This is a genomic window from Chryseomicrobium imtechense (assembly GCF_041475995.1).
Lineage (GTDB): Bacteria > Bacillota > Bacilli > Bacillales_A > Planococcaceae > Chryseomicrobium > Chryseomicrobium aureum.
Window position 1 is genome coordinate 1 of sequence record NZ_JBGOBM010000002.1, and the last position, 19872, is coordinate 19872.

General features: G+C 41.7%; 18 protein-coding genes and 1 pseudogene. 17 read left to right on the forward strand and 2 right to left on the reverse strand.

Annotated features, from left to right (window positions below):
- Together AB5N96_RS01670 and AB5N96_RS01675 are read right to left on the reverse strand one after the other, a co-directional pair.
- A partial coding sequence (locus AB5N96_RS01670; RefSeq protein ID WP_499704479.1) for a transposase occupies nucleotides 1-233 on the reverse strand: 233 nt, incomplete at its 3' end.
- A gap of 151 nt (nucleotides 234-384) precedes the next feature.
- The gene (locus AB5N96_RS01675; RefSeq protein ID WP_499704480.1) at nucleotides 385-687 is read right to left on the reverse strand and encodes a YtpI family protein; all 303 of its coding nucleotides are present in this window, start codon (nucleotides 685-687) and stop codon (nucleotides 385-387) included.
- A 90-nt stretch (nucleotides 688-777) separates the two neighbouring features.
- Here AB5N96_RS01675 and AB5N96_RS01680 point away from each other — a divergent pair, with 90 nt between their 5' ends.
- From AB5N96_RS01680 to hflC, 17 genes and pseudogenes are all read left to right on the forward strand, one after another.
- The gene (locus AB5N96_RS01680) at nucleotides 778-1704 is read left to right on the forward strand and encodes a DHH family phosphoesterase (protein WP_499704481.1); all 927 of its coding nucleotides are present in this window, start codon (nucleotides 778-780) and stop codon (nucleotides 1702-1704) included.
- A 9-nt stretch (nucleotides 1705-1713) separates the two neighbouring features.
- Nucleotides 1714-4731 (forward strand): DNA polymerase III subunit alpha, encoded by a 3018-nt coding sequence (locus AB5N96_RS01685; protein WP_499704482.1) that lies wholly within the window; start codon nucleotides 1714-1716, stop codon nucleotides 4729-4731.
- Between the two features lie 108 nt (nucleotides 4732-4839).
- Entirely contained in the window at nucleotides 4840-5472 is a 633-nt protein-coding gene (locus tag AB5N96_RS01690) for a FadR/GntR family transcriptional regulator (RefSeq protein ID WP_499704483.1), read from the forward strand.
- Nucleotides 5469-6332, forward strand: a complete 864-nt coding sequence (gene accD / locus AB5N96_RS01695) for an acetyl-CoA carboxylase, carboxyltransferase subunit beta (RefSeq protein WP_204590303.1) — start codon at nucleotides 5469-5471, stop codon at nucleotides 6330-6332. Before AB5N96_RS01690 ends, accD begins: the two co-directional genes overlap by 4 nt.
- Entirely contained in the window at nucleotides 6326-7279 is a 954-nt protein-coding gene (accA, locus tag AB5N96_RS01700) for an acetyl-CoA carboxylase carboxyl transferase subunit alpha (protein ID WP_499704484.1), read from the forward strand. Before accD ends, accA begins: the two co-directional genes overlap by 7 nt.
- A 171-nt stretch (nucleotides 7280-7450) precedes the next feature.
- On the forward strand, nucleotides 7451-8410 hold the full coding sequence (gene pfkA / locus AB5N96_RS01705) for a 6-phosphofructokinase (protein WP_392454048.1): 960 nt from the start codon (nucleotides 7451-7453) through the stop codon (nucleotides 8408-8410).
- Between the two features lie 18 nt (nucleotides 8411-8428).
- Nucleotides 8429-10189: a pyruvate kinase gene (gene pyk / locus AB5N96_RS01710; RefSeq protein ID WP_204590306.1), complete on the forward strand. Its 1761-nt coding sequence runs from the start codon at nucleotides 8429-8431 to the stop codon at nucleotides 10187-10189.
- Nucleotides 10190-10201: 12 nt separating this feature from the next.
- The gene (locus tag AB5N96_RS01715; protein ID WP_204590307.1) at nucleotides 10202-10588 is read left to right on the forward strand and encodes an FxsA family protein; all 387 of its coding nucleotides are present in this window, start codon (nucleotides 10202-10204) and stop codon (nucleotides 10586-10588) included.
- A gap of 347 nt (nucleotides 10589-10935) precedes the next feature.
- The gene (gene citZ, locus AB5N96_RS01720) at nucleotides 10936-12051 is read left to right on the forward strand and encodes a citrate synthase (RefSeq protein WP_204590308.1); all 1116 of its coding nucleotides are present in this window, start codon (nucleotides 10936-10938) and stop codon (nucleotides 12049-12051) included.
- A gap of 73 nt (nucleotides 12052-12124) precedes the next feature.
- On the forward strand, nucleotides 12125-13390 hold the full coding sequence (icd, locus tag AB5N96_RS01725) for an NADP-dependent isocitrate dehydrogenase (protein ID WP_204590309.1): 1266 nt from the start codon (nucleotides 12125-12127) through the stop codon (nucleotides 13388-13390).
- A 99-nt stretch (nucleotides 13391-13489) separates the two neighbouring features.
- Nucleotides 13490-13750: pseudogene (locus tag AB5N96_RS01730) on the forward strand (transposase zinc-binding domain-containing protein); the annotation flags it as partial.
- A gap of 66 nt (nucleotides 13751-13816) precedes the next feature.
- Nucleotides 13817-14293, forward strand: a complete 477-nt coding sequence (locus AB5N96_RS01735; protein WP_204590310.1) for a MaoC/PaaZ C-terminal domain-containing protein — start codon at nucleotides 13817-13819, stop codon at nucleotides 14291-14293.
- 48 nt (nucleotides 14294-14341) lie between these two features.
- Nucleotides 14342-15046 carry a response regulator transcription factor gene (locus AB5N96_RS01740; protein WP_204590311.1) on the forward strand — a complete coding sequence of 235 codons (705 nt, stop codon included), beginning with the start codon at nucleotides 14342-14344 and terminating at the stop codon, nucleotides 15044-15046.
- The gene (gene pnpS / locus AB5N96_RS01745) at nucleotides 15043-16464 is read left to right on the forward strand and encodes a two-component system histidine kinase PnpS (protein ID WP_204590312.1); all 1422 of its coding nucleotides are present in this window, start codon (nucleotides 15043-15045) and stop codon (nucleotides 16462-16464) included. Before AB5N96_RS01740 ends, pnpS begins: the two co-directional genes overlap by 4 nt.
- Nucleotides 16465-16478: 14 nt before the next feature.
- Nucleotides 16479-17696 (forward strand): carboxylate--amine ligase, encoded by a 1218-nt coding sequence (locus AB5N96_RS01750; RefSeq protein ID WP_204590313.1) that lies wholly within the window; start codon nucleotides 16479-16481, stop codon nucleotides 17694-17696.
- Between the two features lie 169 nt (nucleotides 17697-17865).
- On the forward strand, nucleotides 17866-18825 hold the full coding sequence (gene hflK / locus AB5N96_RS01755; protein WP_392454045.1) for an FtsH protease activity modulator HflK: 960 nt from the start codon (nucleotides 17866-17868) through the stop codon (nucleotides 18823-18825).
- Between the two features lie 44 nt (nucleotides 18826-18869).
- Nucleotides 18870-19802: a protease modulator HflC gene (gene hflC / locus AB5N96_RS01760; RefSeq protein WP_239584904.1), complete on the forward strand. Its 933-nt coding sequence runs from the start codon at nucleotides 18870-18872 to the stop codon at nucleotides 19800-19802.
- The last annotated feature ends 70 nt before the right edge of the window (nucleotides 19803-19872 follow it).

A 19872-nucleotide genomic window follows, 5' to 3' on the forward strand; every position in this document is an offset into this window, starting at 1 on the left:
TCCTCGATCTTGCGACCGGAGAAGGTAGATTGGGTGTATGCACAGAGGATGATCTTCAACATCATCTTCGGGTGATAAGCTGGGCACCCATTGTCACGTCGAAATTCTTGAAATGCTTCATTAGGGATGCTCTCGACCAGACGGTCGATAGAGAAGGCGATGTCATCTTTTGATAATTTCATCTCGATATCTAGGGGTAAGACCAGTTGATTCATGTTATAATCTTTAAACATAAGGACACTTCTTTCGATTTGGATTTTGTTGTGGTGACTCAATTCTATCAGAAGTTGTCCTTATTTTTGTACACAAAAAGCGCGCACCGCAGAATTTTCTGCAGTGCGCGCTTTTTCAATTAGAGTCTAGGTTTTGTCCCAGCCTCTTCACTCACTGATTCAATTCAAACTCTTCTTGCACATACTTCCCATAATGCTTCGACGCTTTATAATTAAAGACAGCCATATATCCACCGAGTGCCATAAAGATACCCGCAATAACGTATGTTAACGTTTCTGGAAATAAAAAGACATAATTTAATCCAAATAAGAAGACGAAGGCGCCTAAACAAATACTTGCTTTAGCTGCATACCACTTCTTGCGTATTGGAAGATCCGTTCGAAATTGTCTTGTTTTAAAATAGAAATACCATACAATAGAGATAACTATAGCAATTACTAATATTGAATTCATTCGTTTCCCTCCAAAACCGTACTTTCTCTAGTTTAACGACTTTTACATGAAAATGCGACATTTGGGAACGACTCTACAGGAGGAAACTATATGCATCGTCAAATACTGGACAAAATTAAACACTATTCTAAAATTGTGATTCACCGCCACGTTCGACCTGATCCAGATGCGTACGGCTCCTCAATCGGCCTTCACATGCTACTCAAGCACAACTACCCAGAAAAAGAGATCTATGTAACAGGCAAACATGATTTAACTCTAGATTATCTTGCAAAACCAATGGTTGTTCCGGATTCTGCATTTGAAAATGCCTTGATTATCGTAACAGATACTGCAAACACAGAACGAATCGATGATGAACGCTATAAAAAAGGGGAATTCTTGATTAAAATTGATCACCATCCAAACGAAGATCCCTATGGAGATATCGTGTATGTAGATACACAAGCAAGTTCAGCTAGCGAAATTATTTACTCGTTATTCAAAACAGGAGAGCAGCAAGAAGACTGGACACTTCCGGATCAAGCAGCACGGCTTCTCTATGCAGGAATCGTAGGGGACACTGGTCGATTCATGTTCACTAGTACATCACTCAAAACGATGAGCTATGCAGGTGAATTAATGGGCTATGATTTCGATCGTACGAAATTATTTAATGAGATGTATGAAGTGTCTCCAAATGTATTGAAATTAAAAGGATACGTGTACGAGAATTTTGAGATGAAAAATGGCATCGGGCATGTGAAATTATCGAAGCGTCTACTTGAAGAATATGGCGTAAGTCAATCTGAAGCATCTCTTTTAGTGAGTGCTCTTGCAGATGTTCAAGGCATGCGGGCATGGGTGTTTTTCATTGAAGATTCTGACAGTATTCGCGTTCGTTTACGCTCTAAAGGTCCAGTGATTAACGGCATTGCTAAAAAGTTCAATGGCGGTGGTCACCCACTAGCCTCTGGTGCCACGATTTACAAATGGGATGAAGTAGAAGATGTCTTAAACGAAATGTATCACTTATAGGAGGGGCCTATGACGATCTGCTATCCACAAATCATTACATCGATGGATCTATTACAAAGTACGATCCGGCTTGATCGTCTAGGGGACCATCTGAGTAAAAATGCTATTAAATTAGCTGCACTAACCAATTCAACCCTTTATGGGGTGCAGGCGTTTCACTCTGAAATGGTAAAACGCAATATCCAACCTATCATTGGTCTTCGCTATCAATTGGAAATTAATGAAGGGGAGCGGGTGGAAGTGGTGAGTTACGCGCGCACACAAAAAGGGTGGAAAAACTTACTGAAGCTCTCAAGCGCTATCGAGACGAGACATGTGCCAGCCGTTCCACAAAAATGGTTTACGGCGTATTCTGAAGGATTGGTTTCATTACTTGTAACGACGCGACACGTGTACCCACAACTCTCCGCATTGTATTCTCCCACTACTGTTCCAGCTATCTCGTTTGAAACAGCAACGGACGAAGAATTTATAGCGCAGTTAAAGTCCAATCATCCTTTTGTGATGCCATACGCTCCTGCGCAGCTTGAGACCAAAGACGACCAATTGGCCTATCGCCTTTTGCAAGCACTTGACCAAGGCAAAAAATTGCATGAAGTAGCAGAGCCCGAGGTTCATTCCCTTTATTCGACAACTCAATGGGAAGAATTGTTCGCAAATCTAAAAGGATGGGATCAGTCATTTTATAAGTTGTTTTCCTCATCCTATTCCTTGGTATCTGAAACGCCTTTACTACCGAAATTCCCTATGCTTGAAGGTGCGAATACTGCGGACTACTTGCGCCAACTGAGCTATGGTCGATTAGAGAAATTGATGGGGAATTTACCTACGGCTTATCAGGAGCGGCTCGACTACGAACTATCTATCATTGAGAAGATGGGCTACAGTGATTATTTCTTAATCGTGCAAGATTTTATTCACTATGCAAAGTCAAAAGGAATCTCTGTCGGACCAGGTCGCGGTTCTTCTGCAAGTTCATTAGTTGCCTATGCTCTTGGGATAACTGGTATTGATCCTCTTGAGTATGGTTTATTGTTTGAGCGTTTTTTAAATCCAGAGCGTGTCTCACTTCCCGATATTGATGTGGATTTTACAGATTATCGCCGTGATGAAGTGATTGCTTATGTGCGTGATAAATATGGTGCTCAGTACGTTGCACAGATTTTAGCGTTTGGAACACTCTCAACAAAAGCAGTTGCTCGCGAAGTAGCCCGGGTGATGGAATTTTCACAAGAAACATTAAGTTTTTTATCAAAAGCCATTCCTTCTCAAGTGTCATCCCTGCAAAAAGCGCTTGCAGAAAATAGAGAATTACAAGCCTTTGTAGCCCGTGATGAGAAACATGCGCTCTGGCTTGACCTGGCAACAAGGCTTGAAGGGATGCCGCGCAATGTTACTGTTCACGCTGCAGGTGTCATTATTTCACCAGTACCACTTGTCGATGTTGTACCAATTGAAGAGCATCAAGATGGTATGTATTTGACTCAGTGGACAATGAAAGAAGTAGAAGCAGCGGGACTGTTGAAGATGGACTTTTTAGGACTCCGAAATTTGACGTTGATCGAGCAAATGACAGCGCGGATACGAGAAACTGAGAACGTCTCTTTTCGTACCGAGCAAATTGATCGAGAAGATAAAGGAGCATTAAAGCTTCTAGCATCCGGTGACACACTTGGCGTATTTCAGTTTGAATCCGCTGGAATGCGCAAGGCGTTGACGGTTGTAAATCCAGAGTCATTCCGTGAAGTTGTAGCTGTAAATGCCTTGTTTCGACCAGGACCAATGGCATTTATTCCGAATTTTGCTGCTCGGAAAAAAGGACAAGAAAAGGTGAGCTATCCCCATCCCTCGGTTGAGCCGATTTTACGGGAAACCTATGGAATCATTGTCTATCAAGAGCAAATCATGCAAATTGCACGTGCAGTTGCAGGATATACATATGCCGAAGCGGATTTGCTGCGCCGAGCAGTGAGTAAAAAAGATCGAGCCGTTTTGATGCGCGAGAAAAAGAAATTTGTAGATTCGGCACGTCGACAACAAGTTGATGAATCGGTTGCATCAAATTTATATGAATTGATTGTACGTTTTTCTGAGTACGGATTCCCAAAAAGCCATGCGACAGCTTACAGTTTAATTGCGATGCAAATGGCGTATATCAAAGCCCATTATCCAAAAATCTTTTATGCTACGTTACTTACTTCATCAGCAGGCAATCGTGACAAACAGTTGGCACTATTCCGTGAGATGAAGCGGCGATCGATTCCTCTTCTGCCTCCAGATCTTTGGAAAAGTTCAACACGATTTACTGTTGACGGTGACGGAATTCGAATAGGATTAAGCAGTATTAAAGGCATTTCAAAACCCTTTTTAGTTCAGCTTCTTGAAGTGAGAAAACTCAGGCAGTCGCCTTGGCAATCGTTATTTGAACTCGCTTCTGATTTATCAGCAGTGCATTTCACGCGTCAAACGATTGAGCCACTTATTAAAGCTGGAGCACTAGATTTTTTAAGGAAAGATCGAGCTGTTCTACTTGCAAGTCTTGATCCAGCTGTCATGCATGCGGAACTTGTGCGACCAAGTGATAAAGTAGATTTGTTGTCTGGATCGATTGCCTCTTTTGGAGAACCCAAATATACAGAGAGTGCAGCAATGCCGACAGTCTATAAACTTGCGTATGAGAAAGAAGTGATGGGGACCTATATTTCAACACATCCAGTAGAGGAATTTCGGTCAAAGCTCCATCCTCCTTTACAGTCTTTAGATGAAATCGGACAACAGATTGGAAAGCAGGTAAAAGTCATAGGACTCCTTAAGGAAATCCGAAAAATCCGCACAAAAAAAGGTCAAGCAATGGCTTTTGCTGTGATAGAAGATGAACGTGATGAACTTGACCTCACCTTTTTCCCAGAGACATTTGCTGCTGTCAATGTGCAGCTGAAAGAGCAACAGGTCTACAAGATACAAGGAAAGCTTGACCAACGAAACGGAAGAATGCAATTAATCGTATCAACAGTAGAATCTGTCTAACCGCCAAGATATTTGGCGGTTTTTTTGTTGTCAGCATGAAAAAAATACGGTATGCTACTACATGTGAGTGGTCAGACCACTTTCAAAAAAATGGAAAAAGGTGACGAGATGACGAATGCTTCACCTAAACTATTTACTGAGATTGTCCGTAAACTTCGAGAAATCATCGAGCAACAACGCATACCAATCGGAGGGAAACTTCCGTCCGAGCGCGAATTAGCTGAACGCTTAGAAGTAGGCCGGTCCACCGTTCGAGAAGCACTACGAAGCCTTGAATTACTTGGACTAATTGAAACTAGACGCGGAGAAGGAACTTTTTTAGCAGACTTTCGTAAACATAAATTAGTAGAAGTCCTTGCGACATTTATTTTAAAAGATACCAAGTCTTTAGAAGACATTCTTTCTACAAGACAAGCACTTGAAAAACAAGCGCTATTTGAAATGAGTGCTCAAAATGCACTAAATCTTGTAGGACTAAAAAAAGCTTTAGAAACAACAGATGATATCCAGCAAGAATGGCTAGTAAAAGAATTGATCATTGCTTCAGGTAATCGATTGGCATTAAAAATTTGGCTTTTACTTAATGAATACAGCAGCAATCCACTACGTACATCTCTAACTGATGAAGACCGAGTGGTGTGGAAGAAGCTCCTGACAGCCATTGAAACAACGGATTGGCCCAAGGCACATCAGTTGCTAGAACAGTGGCAAGGTGATTTGAAAGGGGAAGAGACTGAATGATTCGAGAACTATTTGCAAAAAATAAAGTGAAGTACGCAACTGTCCCAAGAAAAACACATAAAAATGATGTTCCAGAAGGCATAATGATGAAGTGTCCTTCATGTAAAAAAAATACATTCACCAAAGAAATTGAAGCAAATCTATGGGTATGTCCACACTGCGAACACCACTATACATTAAATGCTAAGCAGCGAGTGGCACTTTTACTCGAGGAGGAAGGACAACAATCATTTGATACAGACCTTCAAACGACAAATCCACTAGGCTTCCCAGGTTATACAGAAAAGATTCAGTCGGATCAAAAGAAGACAGGTTTAAATGAAGCGGTTTGGACAGGGACTGGCAAGTTGGAAGGCCAACAGGTGGTTCTTGGTGTCATGGATTCAACTTTCCGCATGGGCTCAATGGGGTCTGTTGTCGGTGAAAAAATCACACGTGCCATTGAATATGCAACAAAACACAAATTACCGTTCATCTTGTTTACAGCAAGTGGAGGTGCACGCATGCAAGAGGGCGTTCTTTCACTGATGCAAATGGCCAAAACAAGCGTTGCATTAAACCGTCACCGAAATGAAGGCTTATTATATGTAGCAGTTTTGACGCATCCGACAACAGGTGGTGTCTCTGCAAGCTTTGCTTCACTGGGAGATATTAACTTAGCTGAACCAAAAGCATTAATTGGATTCGCAGGTCGTCGCGTAATCGAGCAGACAGTTCGAGAGAAATTACCGGAAGATTTTCAAACTGCAGAATTTTTACTTGAAAAAGGACAGCTCGATGCTGTAGTTCATCGCCATCAATTGAAACAAACTCTCTCAACTTTAGTAGCCTTGCACAGTAAGGAGGTAGTCAAATGGTAAAAACATTATCGTTTGAAGAACCGATTGAAAAGCTCCAAGCAAAAATTACTGAACTCAAATCCTATACAGAAGACGCTGATGTGGATTTATCCGAAGAAATTGAAAAGCTAGAACTGCGCTTGCACGAACTCCGTGAAGATGTCTATTCGAATCTTCAACCTTGGGACCGCGTCCAAATTGCACGCCATCCTGAGCGCCCGACTACGTATGATTACATTGATGCTTTAATTGAAGATTTCATTGAATTGCACGGAGATCGTAATTACGGAGATGATGCCGCAATCGTAGGCGGTTTAGGAAAATTAAATGGCAACCCGATCACAATTATCGGACATCAACGAGGGCGTGACACGAAAGAAAATGTGCGCCGTAACTTCGGGATGCCACATCCAGAAGGTTACCGGAAAGCGTTGCGTTTAATGAAGCAAGCGGAACAATTTGGCCGTCCTATCCTTTGTTTGATTGACACAAAAGGGGCATACCCTGGAAAAGCGGCAGAAGAACGTGGGCAAAGTGAGGCCATTGCACGAAACTTAATTGAAATGGCGGATCTCTCAGTTCCAGTCGTAAGTATTATTATCGGTGAGGGCGGTAGTGGAGGAGCGCTAGCACTAGGTGTAGCAAATCACGTGCACATGCTTGAAAACAGCACGTATTCCGTTATTTCCCCCGAAGGAGCCGCTTCTATTCTCTGGAAAGACGCGAGCTTAGCTCAAAAGGCGGCAGAATCTATGAAGATAACAGCAGCTGACCTTCAAGAGATGGGAATCATTGATGAGATCATTCCAGAAGTGAGGGGTGGTGCACATCAGGATCAGCAGCAACAAGCTGTATTTGTAAAAGAGGCAATTGTGTCTTCTTTACGCGAACTCTCTTCTTTAGATGCGCACCAATTAGTGGAGCAACGCTACGAAAAATTTGCGAAGATGGGATCATTTTCGTCCTAGAATCGCATGGTTTTAAAGATACACCTACCTTTTTTCGGAAACGAGAAAAGGTTTTTTTGTCCCATGAAAATAATTCTGAAAATAAAGCGTTTTCATTGTTTCCCAACTTAGACATCTGACATCTTGCATGATAAGCTAAATGAAGAAATGGTGACGCGAGGAGGATTTCTTGTGAAGAGAATTGCTGTATTAACAAGTGGTGGAGATGCACCTGGTATGAATCCAGCTATTCGAGCAGTCGTTCGAAAAGGGATTTATGAAGGACTTGAGGTTTATGGCATATATAACGGCTACCAGGGTTTGATTGAAGGTAAAATTGAACCGATGACCCTTGGTTTCGTAGGAGATATCATTCAGCGTGGTGGAACGAAGCTGTATTCCGCACGTTGTCCAGAGTTCCGTACGAAAGAAGGGCAACAAAAAGCTCTAGAACAAATTAAAAAGCATGAAATCGATGGTTTAGTCATCATTGGTGGAGACGGATCCTATCAAGGTTCTATGGTTTTAACAAATCATGGTATTCCATGTGTTGGTATTCCAGGCACTATTGATAATGATATTCCAGGTACGGATTATACGTTAGGATTTGATACAGCACTCAATACAGTGGTAGAAGCGATCGATAAGATCCGTGATACCGCAACATCTCATGAGCGCACGTTTATCATTGAAGTGATGGGCCGTGATGCTGGTGATATTGCTGTATGGGCAGGACTTGCTGGAGGTGCGGAAACAATTGTGATTCCAGAAGTGAACGAATCGATGGAGTCCATAGTGAAACGCTTAGAAAGCGGTTCTGAACGCGGAAAAAAACATAGTATTATTGTTGTAGCTGAGGGCGTGATGAGTGGAAACGATTTTGCTGCAAAACTTAAAGAGTATACATCGATGGATACGCGTGTGTCTGTTCTTGGACATATCCAACGAGGAGGAACACCTTCTGCGCGCGATCGTGTAATGGCCAGCCAGTTCGGAGCAAAAGCAGTTGAAGTGCTCTTACAAAATAAAGGCGGACGTGCAATCGGTTTACGCCACAATAAAGTGGTCGATTATGATATGAAAGAAGCTTTCGAAGGGCAACATGATTTAGATCTATCCATGTATCATCTATCAAAAGAATTATCTATCTAAGCGAGGAGCTAATTAAACATGAGAAAAACAAAAATTGTATGTACCATTGGACCAGCCAGTGAAAGCGAGGAAATGTTAGAAAAGTTGATTTTAGCAGGCATGAACGTTGCACGTTTAAACTTTTCACATGGAAGTCATGAAGAACATGGTGCTCGTATTCAGCGCATCCGTGAAGTATCAAAACGATTAAACAAAATTGTAGGTATTTTACTCGACACAAAAGGGCCTGAAATTCGCACACACAAAATGGAAAATGATGCGATTGAATTGGCAACAGGACAAAAGATTGCCATCTCAACAACAGAAGTTCTTGGGAACAATGAAGTCTTCTCGATTACGTATGATAAGTTGATTGAAGATGTTACTCCAGGTTCGATTATCTTATTGGATGATGGTTTGATTGAACTTCGCGTAGAATCCATCGACATGGAAGCTGGGAAAATCCACACAACAATTATCAATGCAGGAACTCTTAAGAACAACAAAGGTGTAAACGTCCCAGGTGTATCTGTACAATTGCCAGGAATTACAGAAAAAGATGCACAAGACATCTTATTTGGAGTCGAACAAGACGTTGACTTCATTGCCGCATCTTTCGTGCGTCGCGATTCGGATGTATTAGAAATTCGTGAGTTACTTGAGAAAAATGGTGGAAGCCATATTCAAATCGTACCAAAGATTGAAAACCAAGAGGGTGTCGACAACATCGACAAAATTCTAGAAGTATCGGACGGGTTGATGGTTGCCCGTGGAGATTTAGGCGTTGAAATACCTGCTGAAGAAGTGCCTCTTGTTCAAAAGAAATTGATTTCAAAATGTAATCAACTTGGGAAAGCGGTTATTACAGCTACGCAAATGTTGGATTCGATGCAACGTAACCCACGCCCAACACGCGCAGAAGCTTCTGACGTTGCAAACGCAATTTTAGATGGAACAGATGCAATCATGCTTTCAGGTGAGACAGCTGCTGGGATGTATCCAGTAGAATCAGTTGAGACGATGCATAAAATTGCAGTACGTACTGAAAAAGCAGTCGATTATCGTTCAGTTGTAGGAAAACTGAGCAAAAAACGTGGTGTCAACATGACGGATGCAATTGGTCAAGCAGTTGCGCATACATCCCTTAACTTAAATGTAAAAGCAGTGCTAGCACCAACGGAAAGTGGTCACACAGCAAAAATGATTTCAAAATTCCGTCCTGGTGTTCCAATCATCGGTGTAACACCTTCTCCTCGACCTGCACGCCAACTAACACTCGTGTGGGGTGTCTATCCAATTATTGGTGCAAAAGCACATACGACGGATGAAATTTTAGAAACATCGATTGATGAGAGTTTAGAACATGGTTACGTGTCACATGGTGATTTGGTCATCATCACTGCTGGTGTTCCTGTCGGAAAAGCTGGTACAACAAACCTTATGAAAGTCCATGTTATAGGTGACATGGTTGCTAAAGGTCAAGGAATCGGAAAAACAACTGCGATCGGTAATGCGTATGTTGTTAAACCTGGTGAAATAGCAGATCCTGAAAGAGCGCAGGGCAAAATTTTGGTTACAGTCGGTACAGATAAAGAGATGGTACCAGCAATTGAAAACTGTGCAGGCCTCGTTGCTGAAGAAGGTGGTTTAACAAGCCATGCAGCAGTTGTAGGTTTAACACTTGGTAAACCAGTAATCGTAGGAGTAGAGAATGCGACTTCCTTGATTGAAGACGAGCAAGAAATTACAATAGATGCAGAGTCTGGTGCAATTTATCACGGTCAGGCCCATATTATTTAAGGACGTGATGACGTGAAATGGATTCTATTGTCCGTTGTTCTTTTTCCTATCGTCGAACTCATTCTTTTTCTGACAGTTGGTAAGGCGATCGGTGTCTTATGGACGCTCGGGCTGATTCTCGTTTCAGGAATCGTGGGAATTTATTTAGTTCGCACTGTAGGAATTCAAGCTTTTAAAGAACTCCCCAAACAGATTGAGCGAGGAGAGCATCCTGCCAATACCGTAGTGGATGGTGTATTAATTGGTATTGGAGCAGTTCTAGTGCTGCTACCAGGTTTTTTGACAGATGTCATTGGAATTACGCTACTGTTAGCGCCAACTCGAAAACTGTATCGACCTGCTATCAATCGATTCATCCAACGTAAAATCCGTAAAGGGAATATTATTGTTGTGCGTTAATCGTGTCTGGCCAGTTTACTGGTCAGGCTTTTTTTGTGATGTGCTTTAGCCCAGGTCATTATAGGGGATAAAGCAAAGGCTAGAAAAAGAGCAGTATAAACGGGTGTCACAAATTGTAGGAAAAAAAGAACGAGTACAACTGAACTACCAAAGAATAGTATTTTTTTGCTAGAAGGACTCATCAATTACATCCAATCTTTTCAAATATTTAGGGAATGAACTGTCGCACAATTGTTATTTATTTATAAATTCAAGCGTTTTCATTCACAAACCCGCCATAATTAGCTATAATACGAAAGGTAAGGTTGTTGAGAGGTACATAGAAACAATTCAAAGGAGAGAGACACATGACATCCACACGTGGACTTGAAGGTGTTGTAGCAACGCAATCAGCGATCAGTTCAATTATTGACGATACGTTGACTTACGTAGGCTATGACATTGATGATTTAACGAACAACGCAAGCTTTGAAGAAGTTGTCTACCTTTTATGGCACAAACGTCTTCCAAAGCACGATGAATTAGCAGAATTGAAGCAGCAACTAGCTGAGCATATGGCAGTACCAGCGGAAGTGTTAGCTCACTTTAAAACATATGATAGTCAATCTGTTCACCCAATGACTGCTCTACGTACGGCAGTATCGATGCTTGGTCTTTTTGATGAGGCAGCTGAAGATATGTCAGACGAAGCAAACTACTTAAAAGCAATCAAACTACAAGCAAAGTTACCAACTCTTGTAACAGCATTTGCACGTGTGCGTAAAGGTGAAGAGCCAGTACAACCACGTCAAGACTTAACATATGCTGCTAACTTCTTATACATGTTGTCTGGTAAAGAGCCAGAAGCAATTGAAATCGAAGCGTTCGATAAAGCACTAGTTCTTCACGCTGACCACGAGCTAAACGCTTCTACATTTACAGCGCGTGTTTGTGTAGCTACACTTTCAGACATGTACTCAGGTGTTGTAGCTGCAATCGGTGCACTAAAAGGGCCACTTCACGGCGGAGCAAACGAACAAGTAATGAAAATGCTTTCTGAAATCGGTTCAGTTGAAAATGTAGAGAGCTATATTCAAAACAAGCTCGACAACAAAGAAAAAATTATGGGCTTTGGTCACCGCGTATATCGCAATGGCGATCCTCGTGCTAAACACCTTCGCGAAATGTCACAGAAATTGACAGCTTTACGTGGAGAGTCGAAATGGTACGAGATGTCTGTTAAAATTGAAGAGTTGGTAACTGGCCAGAAGAAACTTCCACCAAACGTGGACTTCTATTCGGCTTCCGTATATCACTCATTGAATATTGATCACGATTTGTTCACACCAATTTTCGCGGTTTCCCGTGTATCTGGTTGGACAGCACATATCTTAGAGCAATATTCAGACAACCGTCTAATTCGCCCACGTGCTGAATATACAGGACCTGGCATGCAGACTTACGTACCGATTGACGAGCGCTAATCAGTACGACGAGGGCTACCGCATTTTATGCGTCTAGCCCTTTACTCATGACCTTTAGGAGGAGACTACTACAATGACAAACGGTAAAATTACAGTAGAAAACGGTGTACTTAACGTACCAAACGAACCAGTAATTCCATTCATCGAAGGTGATGGAACTGGCCCAGATATCTGGAACGCAGCAGTTCGCGTATTAGATGCTTCTGTTGAAAAAGCATTCGGTGGCGAGAAAAAAATCCAGTGGAAAGAAGTTTTAGCTGGAGAAAAAGCATTCAACCAAACAGGTGAGTGGTTACCACAAGCAACTCTAGACACAATTGATGAGTACCTTTTAGCAATCAAAGGACCTCTTACTACACCAATCGGTGGCGGAATTCGTTCATTGAACGTAGCACTTCGTCAAGAGCTTGACCTGTACGCATGTGTACGTCCAGTCCGTTACTTCGATGGTGTTCCTTCACCAGTTCGTCGTCCAGAAGATACAGACATGGTCATCTTCCGTGAAAACACAGAAGATATCTATGCAGGTATCGAGTACGCGAAAGGTTCTGACGAGGTGAAAAAACTTGTTGATTTCCTACAAGGTGAAATGGGCGTTAAAAACATCCGCTTCCCTGAAACTTCTGGTATCGGGATCAAACCTGTATCTGAAGAGGGAACAAAGCGTTTAGTACGTGCTTCTCTTGAGTATGCAATCAAAGAAGGCCGCGAATCATTAACACTTGTTCACAAGGGGAACATCATGAAGTTCACTGAAGGAGCTTTCAAAAACTGGGGCTATGAAGTGGCTGAGCAAGAGTTTGGCGACAAAGTATTCACTTGGAACCAATACGATAAAATTAAAGAAGAGCAAGGGACAGAAGCAGCTGACAAAGCGCAAAGCGATGCACTGGCTTCAGGCAAAATCTTAGTAAAAGATTCGATTGCTGATATCTTCTTACAACAAATCTTAACTCGTCCAAAAGAGTTCGATGTAGTAGCTACAATGAACTTGAACGGAGATTACATCTCAGATGCACTTGCTGCACAAGTAGGTGGAATCGGAATCGCACCAGGAGCAAACATCAACTATGTAACGGGTCACGCAATCTTCGAAGCAACTCACGGAACTGCTCCGAAATATGCAGGTCTTGATAAAGTAAACCCATCTTCAGTAATCCTTTCAGGAGTATTAATGCTTGAGCACCTTGGATGGACAGAAGCTGCGAAACTAATCATGGACTCTATGGAGAAAACAATTTCTTCTAAAGTTGTAACATATGACTTTGCACGTCTAATGGACGGCGCTACAGAAGTGAAATGTTCGGAGTTCGCTGACGAGTTAATCAAAAACATGTAATTGCTTTTTACCGGATCCTTTTGGGTCCGGTTTTTTAAAAGATAAGAAAGTATATAATTTTTGATGCCATGAGCCCAGTGTTCATGGTATTTTGATTTTATGGAGACAAATATTCTTAAGCAGATTTTCTTTGATCAGAATCGTCATTGGGAGAAGTTTGTTCAAAAGCATCGCAGACTTATAAGACCGGTGGTCTTGAAAGAGATCAAAAAATTTCAAGGGTGCGGAAAGGTTGTCAATGGATTCAAATTGTTTGTGTGTGAGGGATGCCATCATACTAAAAAGGTGGCCTACCGCTGCAAAGGTAGATTCTGTACGACATGTTCAGTAGGTGAGAGTGAAGAGTGGAGTCGCATCTTGTTTGACTAGCGACAGATTGCCTTTCTTGATACACTAGAATCAAAGGGAAGAATGGAGGAATTGTCCGTGTTATTAGGGAAGAAGCGAAAACTAGGGCGCAAAATAGAAGATATCTCAGTCGGTGAAAAGCTCGTCATCACTGAAAAAATAGAAGATAAAGATTTACTACTTTATTTAGGTCTTACAAATGATGCAAATCCGCTTTACATACAACATGACTATGCCATGAAAACCACATTTGAAAAGCCAGTCGTGCCAACGATCATGCTCACTGGTATTGTCACATCCGCTGTGTCGAAATATATGCCAGGTCCTGGTTCACATGTCTTCCAACAAATTCTCTCGTTTCCTCATGCAAGCTATCACTATGATACGCTTGAATTTATTTTTGAGGTGAAAGAAGTAGACGCTGCCAACAATAAAATTACTGTGGCAGTCGAAGCGAAAAATGAGCAACAAAAAGTCGTGGTTGTTGGGGAGTTACAGGTGCTTCCGCCAAGACTTTCAAATCGAATGATGGAACAATCAATGGAGAATTTCTAATACTCAGGTTTGAAAAGGGGTTTTCATATCACTGAGGGGGAAAAGACGATGGCTAAAATTCTTGTTATTGAAGATGAACAATCGATTCAAACGTTATTGACGTACAATTTAAAAGAGGCAGGCTATGAAGTCATCAATGCACTAGATGGTCGTGAAGGGCTTGAAAAAGCGGAGCAGGAAAATCCGGATCTTATTTTATTGGATTGGATGCTTCCGCATATGGATGGAATGGATATATGCAAAAATCTTCGCCTTCAAAAAAACCAAGTGCCTATCATCATGTTAACAGCGAAAGATGCTGAATTTGATAAAGTGTTGGGGCTTGAGCTTGGAGCCGATGATTATATGACGAAACCATTCAGTCCACGGGAAGTACTTGCACGTGTGAAAGCTCTACTTCGACGCTCCAGTATTAACGAAGGCTTCGATTCATCAGGTGAAAAGAAATACCAGTTTGGCGATCTTGTCATTTATCCAGACCGTTTTGAGGTTTTGAAAAGTGGCGAGAGTCTTGAATTTACGCCAAAAGAATTTGAGCTATTGGTGTACTTGGTTGAAAATAAAAACCGCGTATTAACACGTGATCAGCTGTTGAGTTCGGTTTGGAATTACGATTTTGCAGGTGACACACGTATTGTGGATGTTCATGTCAGTCATATTCGTGAAAAAATCGAGGAAAATAGTCGCAAACCTTTCTACATCAAAACGATTCGTGGATTGGGGTACAAATTTGAGGAGCCGAAAAGAGGATGAGAACGTTTTATAGTCGACTCCTCTTCGTCTTTGCTGTCCTGTATGCCGTGATGCTCGCTGCTCTCGGCATCGTCTTAGGACAGCTTTTTCCAATTGTTTTCGCCCAGCGATTGCAGGTAGAGCGTGAAGACCTTTATATTTTTTATATCGTATTGTTTGTCGTTCTTGGACTGTTTTATCTCGTCTCTTTATGGGTAGCGAGTAGAGTACTTGCTCGTTACATTAAGCCATTTGATGATATTTCAACGACGGCGCTGCAGCTTGCTGATGGCGATTACACAGTGCGTGTTTTTGAAGATGATCTGACAGGGATCACTACACTTAGCCATTCTCTAAACGTTTTAGCACGGAATCTTCAAGAGATGTCTCAACAGCGTGAAAGTGAGCAAGAGCGACTAAAAACATTGATTGAGACAATGGGTTCGGGTCTTATTGTACTTGGTCGATCTGGTACGATTTCCATCATGAACAAAACATTTGGCCAGTTATTTGGCTTACAGTTCAAAGAAGTTCGTTCCAAAAACTATCAAGACATTGGCCTTCCTAAAGATTTAGAATCATTTGCTTATCAGCTCTTGATGACAGAAACGCCAACACGAAAACAATTACGCTTAAATACAGCGAAGGGTTTTCGGTATACAGAGTGTTACGGAGCACCGGTTATCGGAGAGTACGGTAAATGGCTGGGCATGGTCATCGTCATTCACGACATCACCGAACTGAAACACCTTGAAAAAGTGCGTCAAGACTTCGTGGCGAACGTGTCACATGAACTCAAAACACCGGTCACATCGATTAAAGGATTCACCGAAACATTACTATACGGCGCTTATCAAAAGGAAGAGACCTTGCTAGAGTTCTTAGAAATCATTAAACTAGAGAGCGACCGTCTGCAATTGTTGATTGATGATTTGCTTGACCTTTCAAAAATGGAACAGCAGGAATTTGAAATGCGAAAAACAGCGGTCTCTGTACAGACTCTCTTTGAGAGAGCTCTCCAGATTACAAGGCAATCGGCTGAAGCAAAAGAAATTCATCCACTCATTGAAGGAGATGACTCACTGCTTGTAAAAGGCGATGAGAACCGTTTGCTACAAATTGTCGTCAATCTAGTGAGTAATGCTATAACGTACTCAAGTCCAGGCACCGCCATCACCCTAAGAAGTGACAAACACCAGCAATACGGTATTTTGATCATTCAAGATGAAGGGATTGGTATGGGTCCTGATGAACTTCCGAGAATTTTTGAGCGGTTTTACCGTGTGGATAAAGCACGGTCACGAAATAGCGGGGGAACAGGTCTTGGACTCGCTATCGTCAAACATTTAGTAGAAGCACACAATGGAAAAATAGAAGTAGAAAGTGAAGTTGGAAAAGGAACAACATTCAAAGTGTATGTCCCTTTAGTCACTTCCTAGTTTGGAGGAAAGTTATGCAACAGAAGTTTTTACCGGTCATTATAGGAACAGATATGAATGCTTACAATATGGCGATTTCATTTCATGAAGAATACGGAGTTCACTCCGTACTCGTAGGAAAAGAAGAGATGTCATTTACGAGCTTAAGCTCGATTCCTCGAGCGATTGAATATGATAAAGATTTATGGAACAAAGATGCATTTGTGTCGATTCTAGGTTCTGTAGCAGAGAAGTACCAACAGCCAGACGTGCAGCTTGTACTCATTGGAACAAACGATTTTTATGTACGTTTAATTATTGAAAATCAAGAACAATTACGTCAATGGTATGTATTCAATTACATGTCAGAAGATCTAATGAACGATTTGCTCGTGAAAAAGAATTTTTATCGACTTTGCGACGAACACGGATTGGACACCCCGGATACGTATTTCTATAGCTGTAAAGAGCAAGGGATTTTTGATAAAGACATCCAATACCCCGTTATTATCAAACCAAGTAATGGAGTCGAATATTATAAAAATAAATTCCCTGGGCAACAAAAAGTCTACCGTGTTGAATCGAAACAAGAGCTCCAACACGTCCTTGATCAAGTGAATGCGTCTGGCTATCAAGAAGACATGATTATTCAAGACTTCATCCCAGGGGACGACACGTTCATGTGGGACTCCGTGTTTTATGTGAACTCTCGCGGAAAATCTGAGCTAGGGACGCTTGCGCAAGTCGTGTTACAAGAACATACCGTGACAGCTATCGGAAATTATACAGCACTAGTGACGCGCTATGATGAAGAGCTGATGAAAAAGTTGCAACACTTTTTAGAGGCAGTCGGTTATCAAGGCTTTGCTAATTTTGATTTAAAATACGATGCACGTGACGGTAAGTACAAAGTGTTTGAAGTCAATATTCGCCAAGGACGATCAAGCTACTACACAACGGCTTGTGGGCACAACATGGCAAAATACTTTGTTGACGATATTTTACTCGGTGTTGAGAAAGAACTGACCTATTTGAATACGGAGTATTTGTTTACAGTCGTTCCTAAAATTGTCCTGAAAAAGTTTGTCGATAACCATGCCATCAATGAAGAATGCCGAAAGTTGATTCGCCAAGGCAAATGGGGCAACCCGATGTTTTATAAAGGCGATACAAACTTTAAACGGAAATTCTATTTAGTTGCGCGTCAGGTGAACTATTACCGGAAGTATAAGAATAATCAGTGGGAATCTTAACAAGCGATTCATATGTCCTTTACAATGTTCGCTTATTATAAAGATAACCCCTTTTCCAAACTGGAAAAAGGAAACCGAGTCGGCAAATGCTGGCTCGGTTTTCTTTTTTTATGAAACTTTCCAGAAGGTCGTCCGTATAAAGTACAGACAACTGAAAGGAGATTACATAATGACTACAAAACGCGTACTTACAATTATCAGTGTGTCGATTGCTGGACTCTTCCTACTTATTGCACTTGCTACCTCATGGTATACAGTGGACGAATCTGAACAAGCTATTGTCATCACATTCGGTGATGCAGGTGACCCGATTACAGAACCAGGGCTAAAGTTCAAAATGCCATGGCCAGTCCAGACTGTTGAAAAATTGTCGAAAGAAACGTTTAGCCTTCAATTTGGCTATCAACAAACAGCAGACGGTGAAATCGTCTCGTATGATGATGAAACAAAAATGATTACAGGGGATGACAACATCGTCCTTGCTGACCTCGTGGTGCAGTGGCGTATTACAAATCCACGTGATTACCTTTTCAATTCAGAAAACCCGAGGGAATTGTTGCACTCTGCAACATCCGCTTCCATTCGATCTGTAATTGGTAGCTCACGTATTGACGATGCATTAACTTCTGGTAAAGCAGAAATTGAAGCTTCCACACGCGATCTACTAGCTGACCTTGTAACAAAATACGATATCGGCATCTCAGTGTTATCTGTAAACCTACAAGACGTTGAACTTCCGAATGAAGAAGTGCGTCAAGCCTTCACTGCAGTTCGTGATGCTGAAGAACAAAAAAATATTAAAGTGAACCAAGCTGGTCGTTACGAAAATCAACGCCTTGGAGAAGCAAATGGTGAAAAAGATGCTATTATCTCAAATGCTACTGGAGAAAAGATTGCTCGTATCGAACAAGCGCGCGGAGATGTAGCATTATTTAATGAGCTCTATGCGGAATACGCGCAAAACGAACAAATCACGCGGGACCGTTTGATTTTGGAAACGTTAGAAGCGGTGCTTCCGAATGCACAACTCTACATCATGAATGGCGACAATGGACCAATGACGTACCTACCATTAACGGGTCCTCGTGCAGCTGCACCAGTCGTAACAGAAGGGACGGATAATGAATGACCGATAAAGATCCAAAGTTTGTCTCACTTGAAGAACGCTTTGCTATGAACAAAAAGAAAAAGCCCGCTGGTAAAGCATCTGACTTTCAAATCGACTGGAAAAAACACGGCAAAATCATTGCAGGTGTCATTGTTGGATTCATCGTTCTAGTCATCTTGCTCACCAATGTGTATGTCGTGAAAGAAGGCGAGTACAAAATTGTGCGCCAGTTTGGTGAAATCGTGAAAGTTGTCGATGAACCTGGTCTAGGTGTAACCGTTCCATTTATTCAAAGTACAACGACTGTTCCGAAGTACTTAATGAACTATGAGATTTCAGAAGCAGAAATCAATACACTTGATAAACGACGCATCATCATTGACAATTATGCGGTCTGGAAAGTCAATAATCCGCAATTGATGATTGCCAATGCAGGAACGTTAATCAATGCAGAAGCTCGTATGGAAGAATTCATTTATTCGGTTGTCCGAACAGAACTTGGTCGTTTAGCGTATGCAGAAATCATCAATGATGAAGATTCATCACGCGGCAGTCTTGGAGAACAAGTCACAGCTCGCGTGAACGAATTGCTCTCGGCAGACAACTACGGAATTGAAGTGCTCGATGTGCGCATCAAACGCACAGATCTTCCAGTAGAAAATGAACAAGCGGTTTATCAAGACATGATTTCAGAACGTGAGAAGATTGCACAGAAGTTCTTATCTGAAGGGGATGCAGACAAACGTCGTATCGAAGCAGAGACAGACCGTGAAGTGCGTGAAATCATTGCCAATGCAGAACGTGAAGCAGCTGTCATCATCTCTGAAGGAGAAGCGGAAGCTGCACGTATTTACAACGAGTCTTTCTCAAAAGATCCGGAATTCTATAACTTGTTCCGGACGTTAGAAACGTATAAATCTACAATCGGTGAAGATACTGTCATTATGCTTCCATCTGACTCACCATACGCACAAATTCTTTCCGGGATTACACCGTAAAGACAACACCTTGCTTTCAGTCATGGTAAACTGAAGGCAAGGTTTTTTCGTTTATTAAAAGGAGTGACAT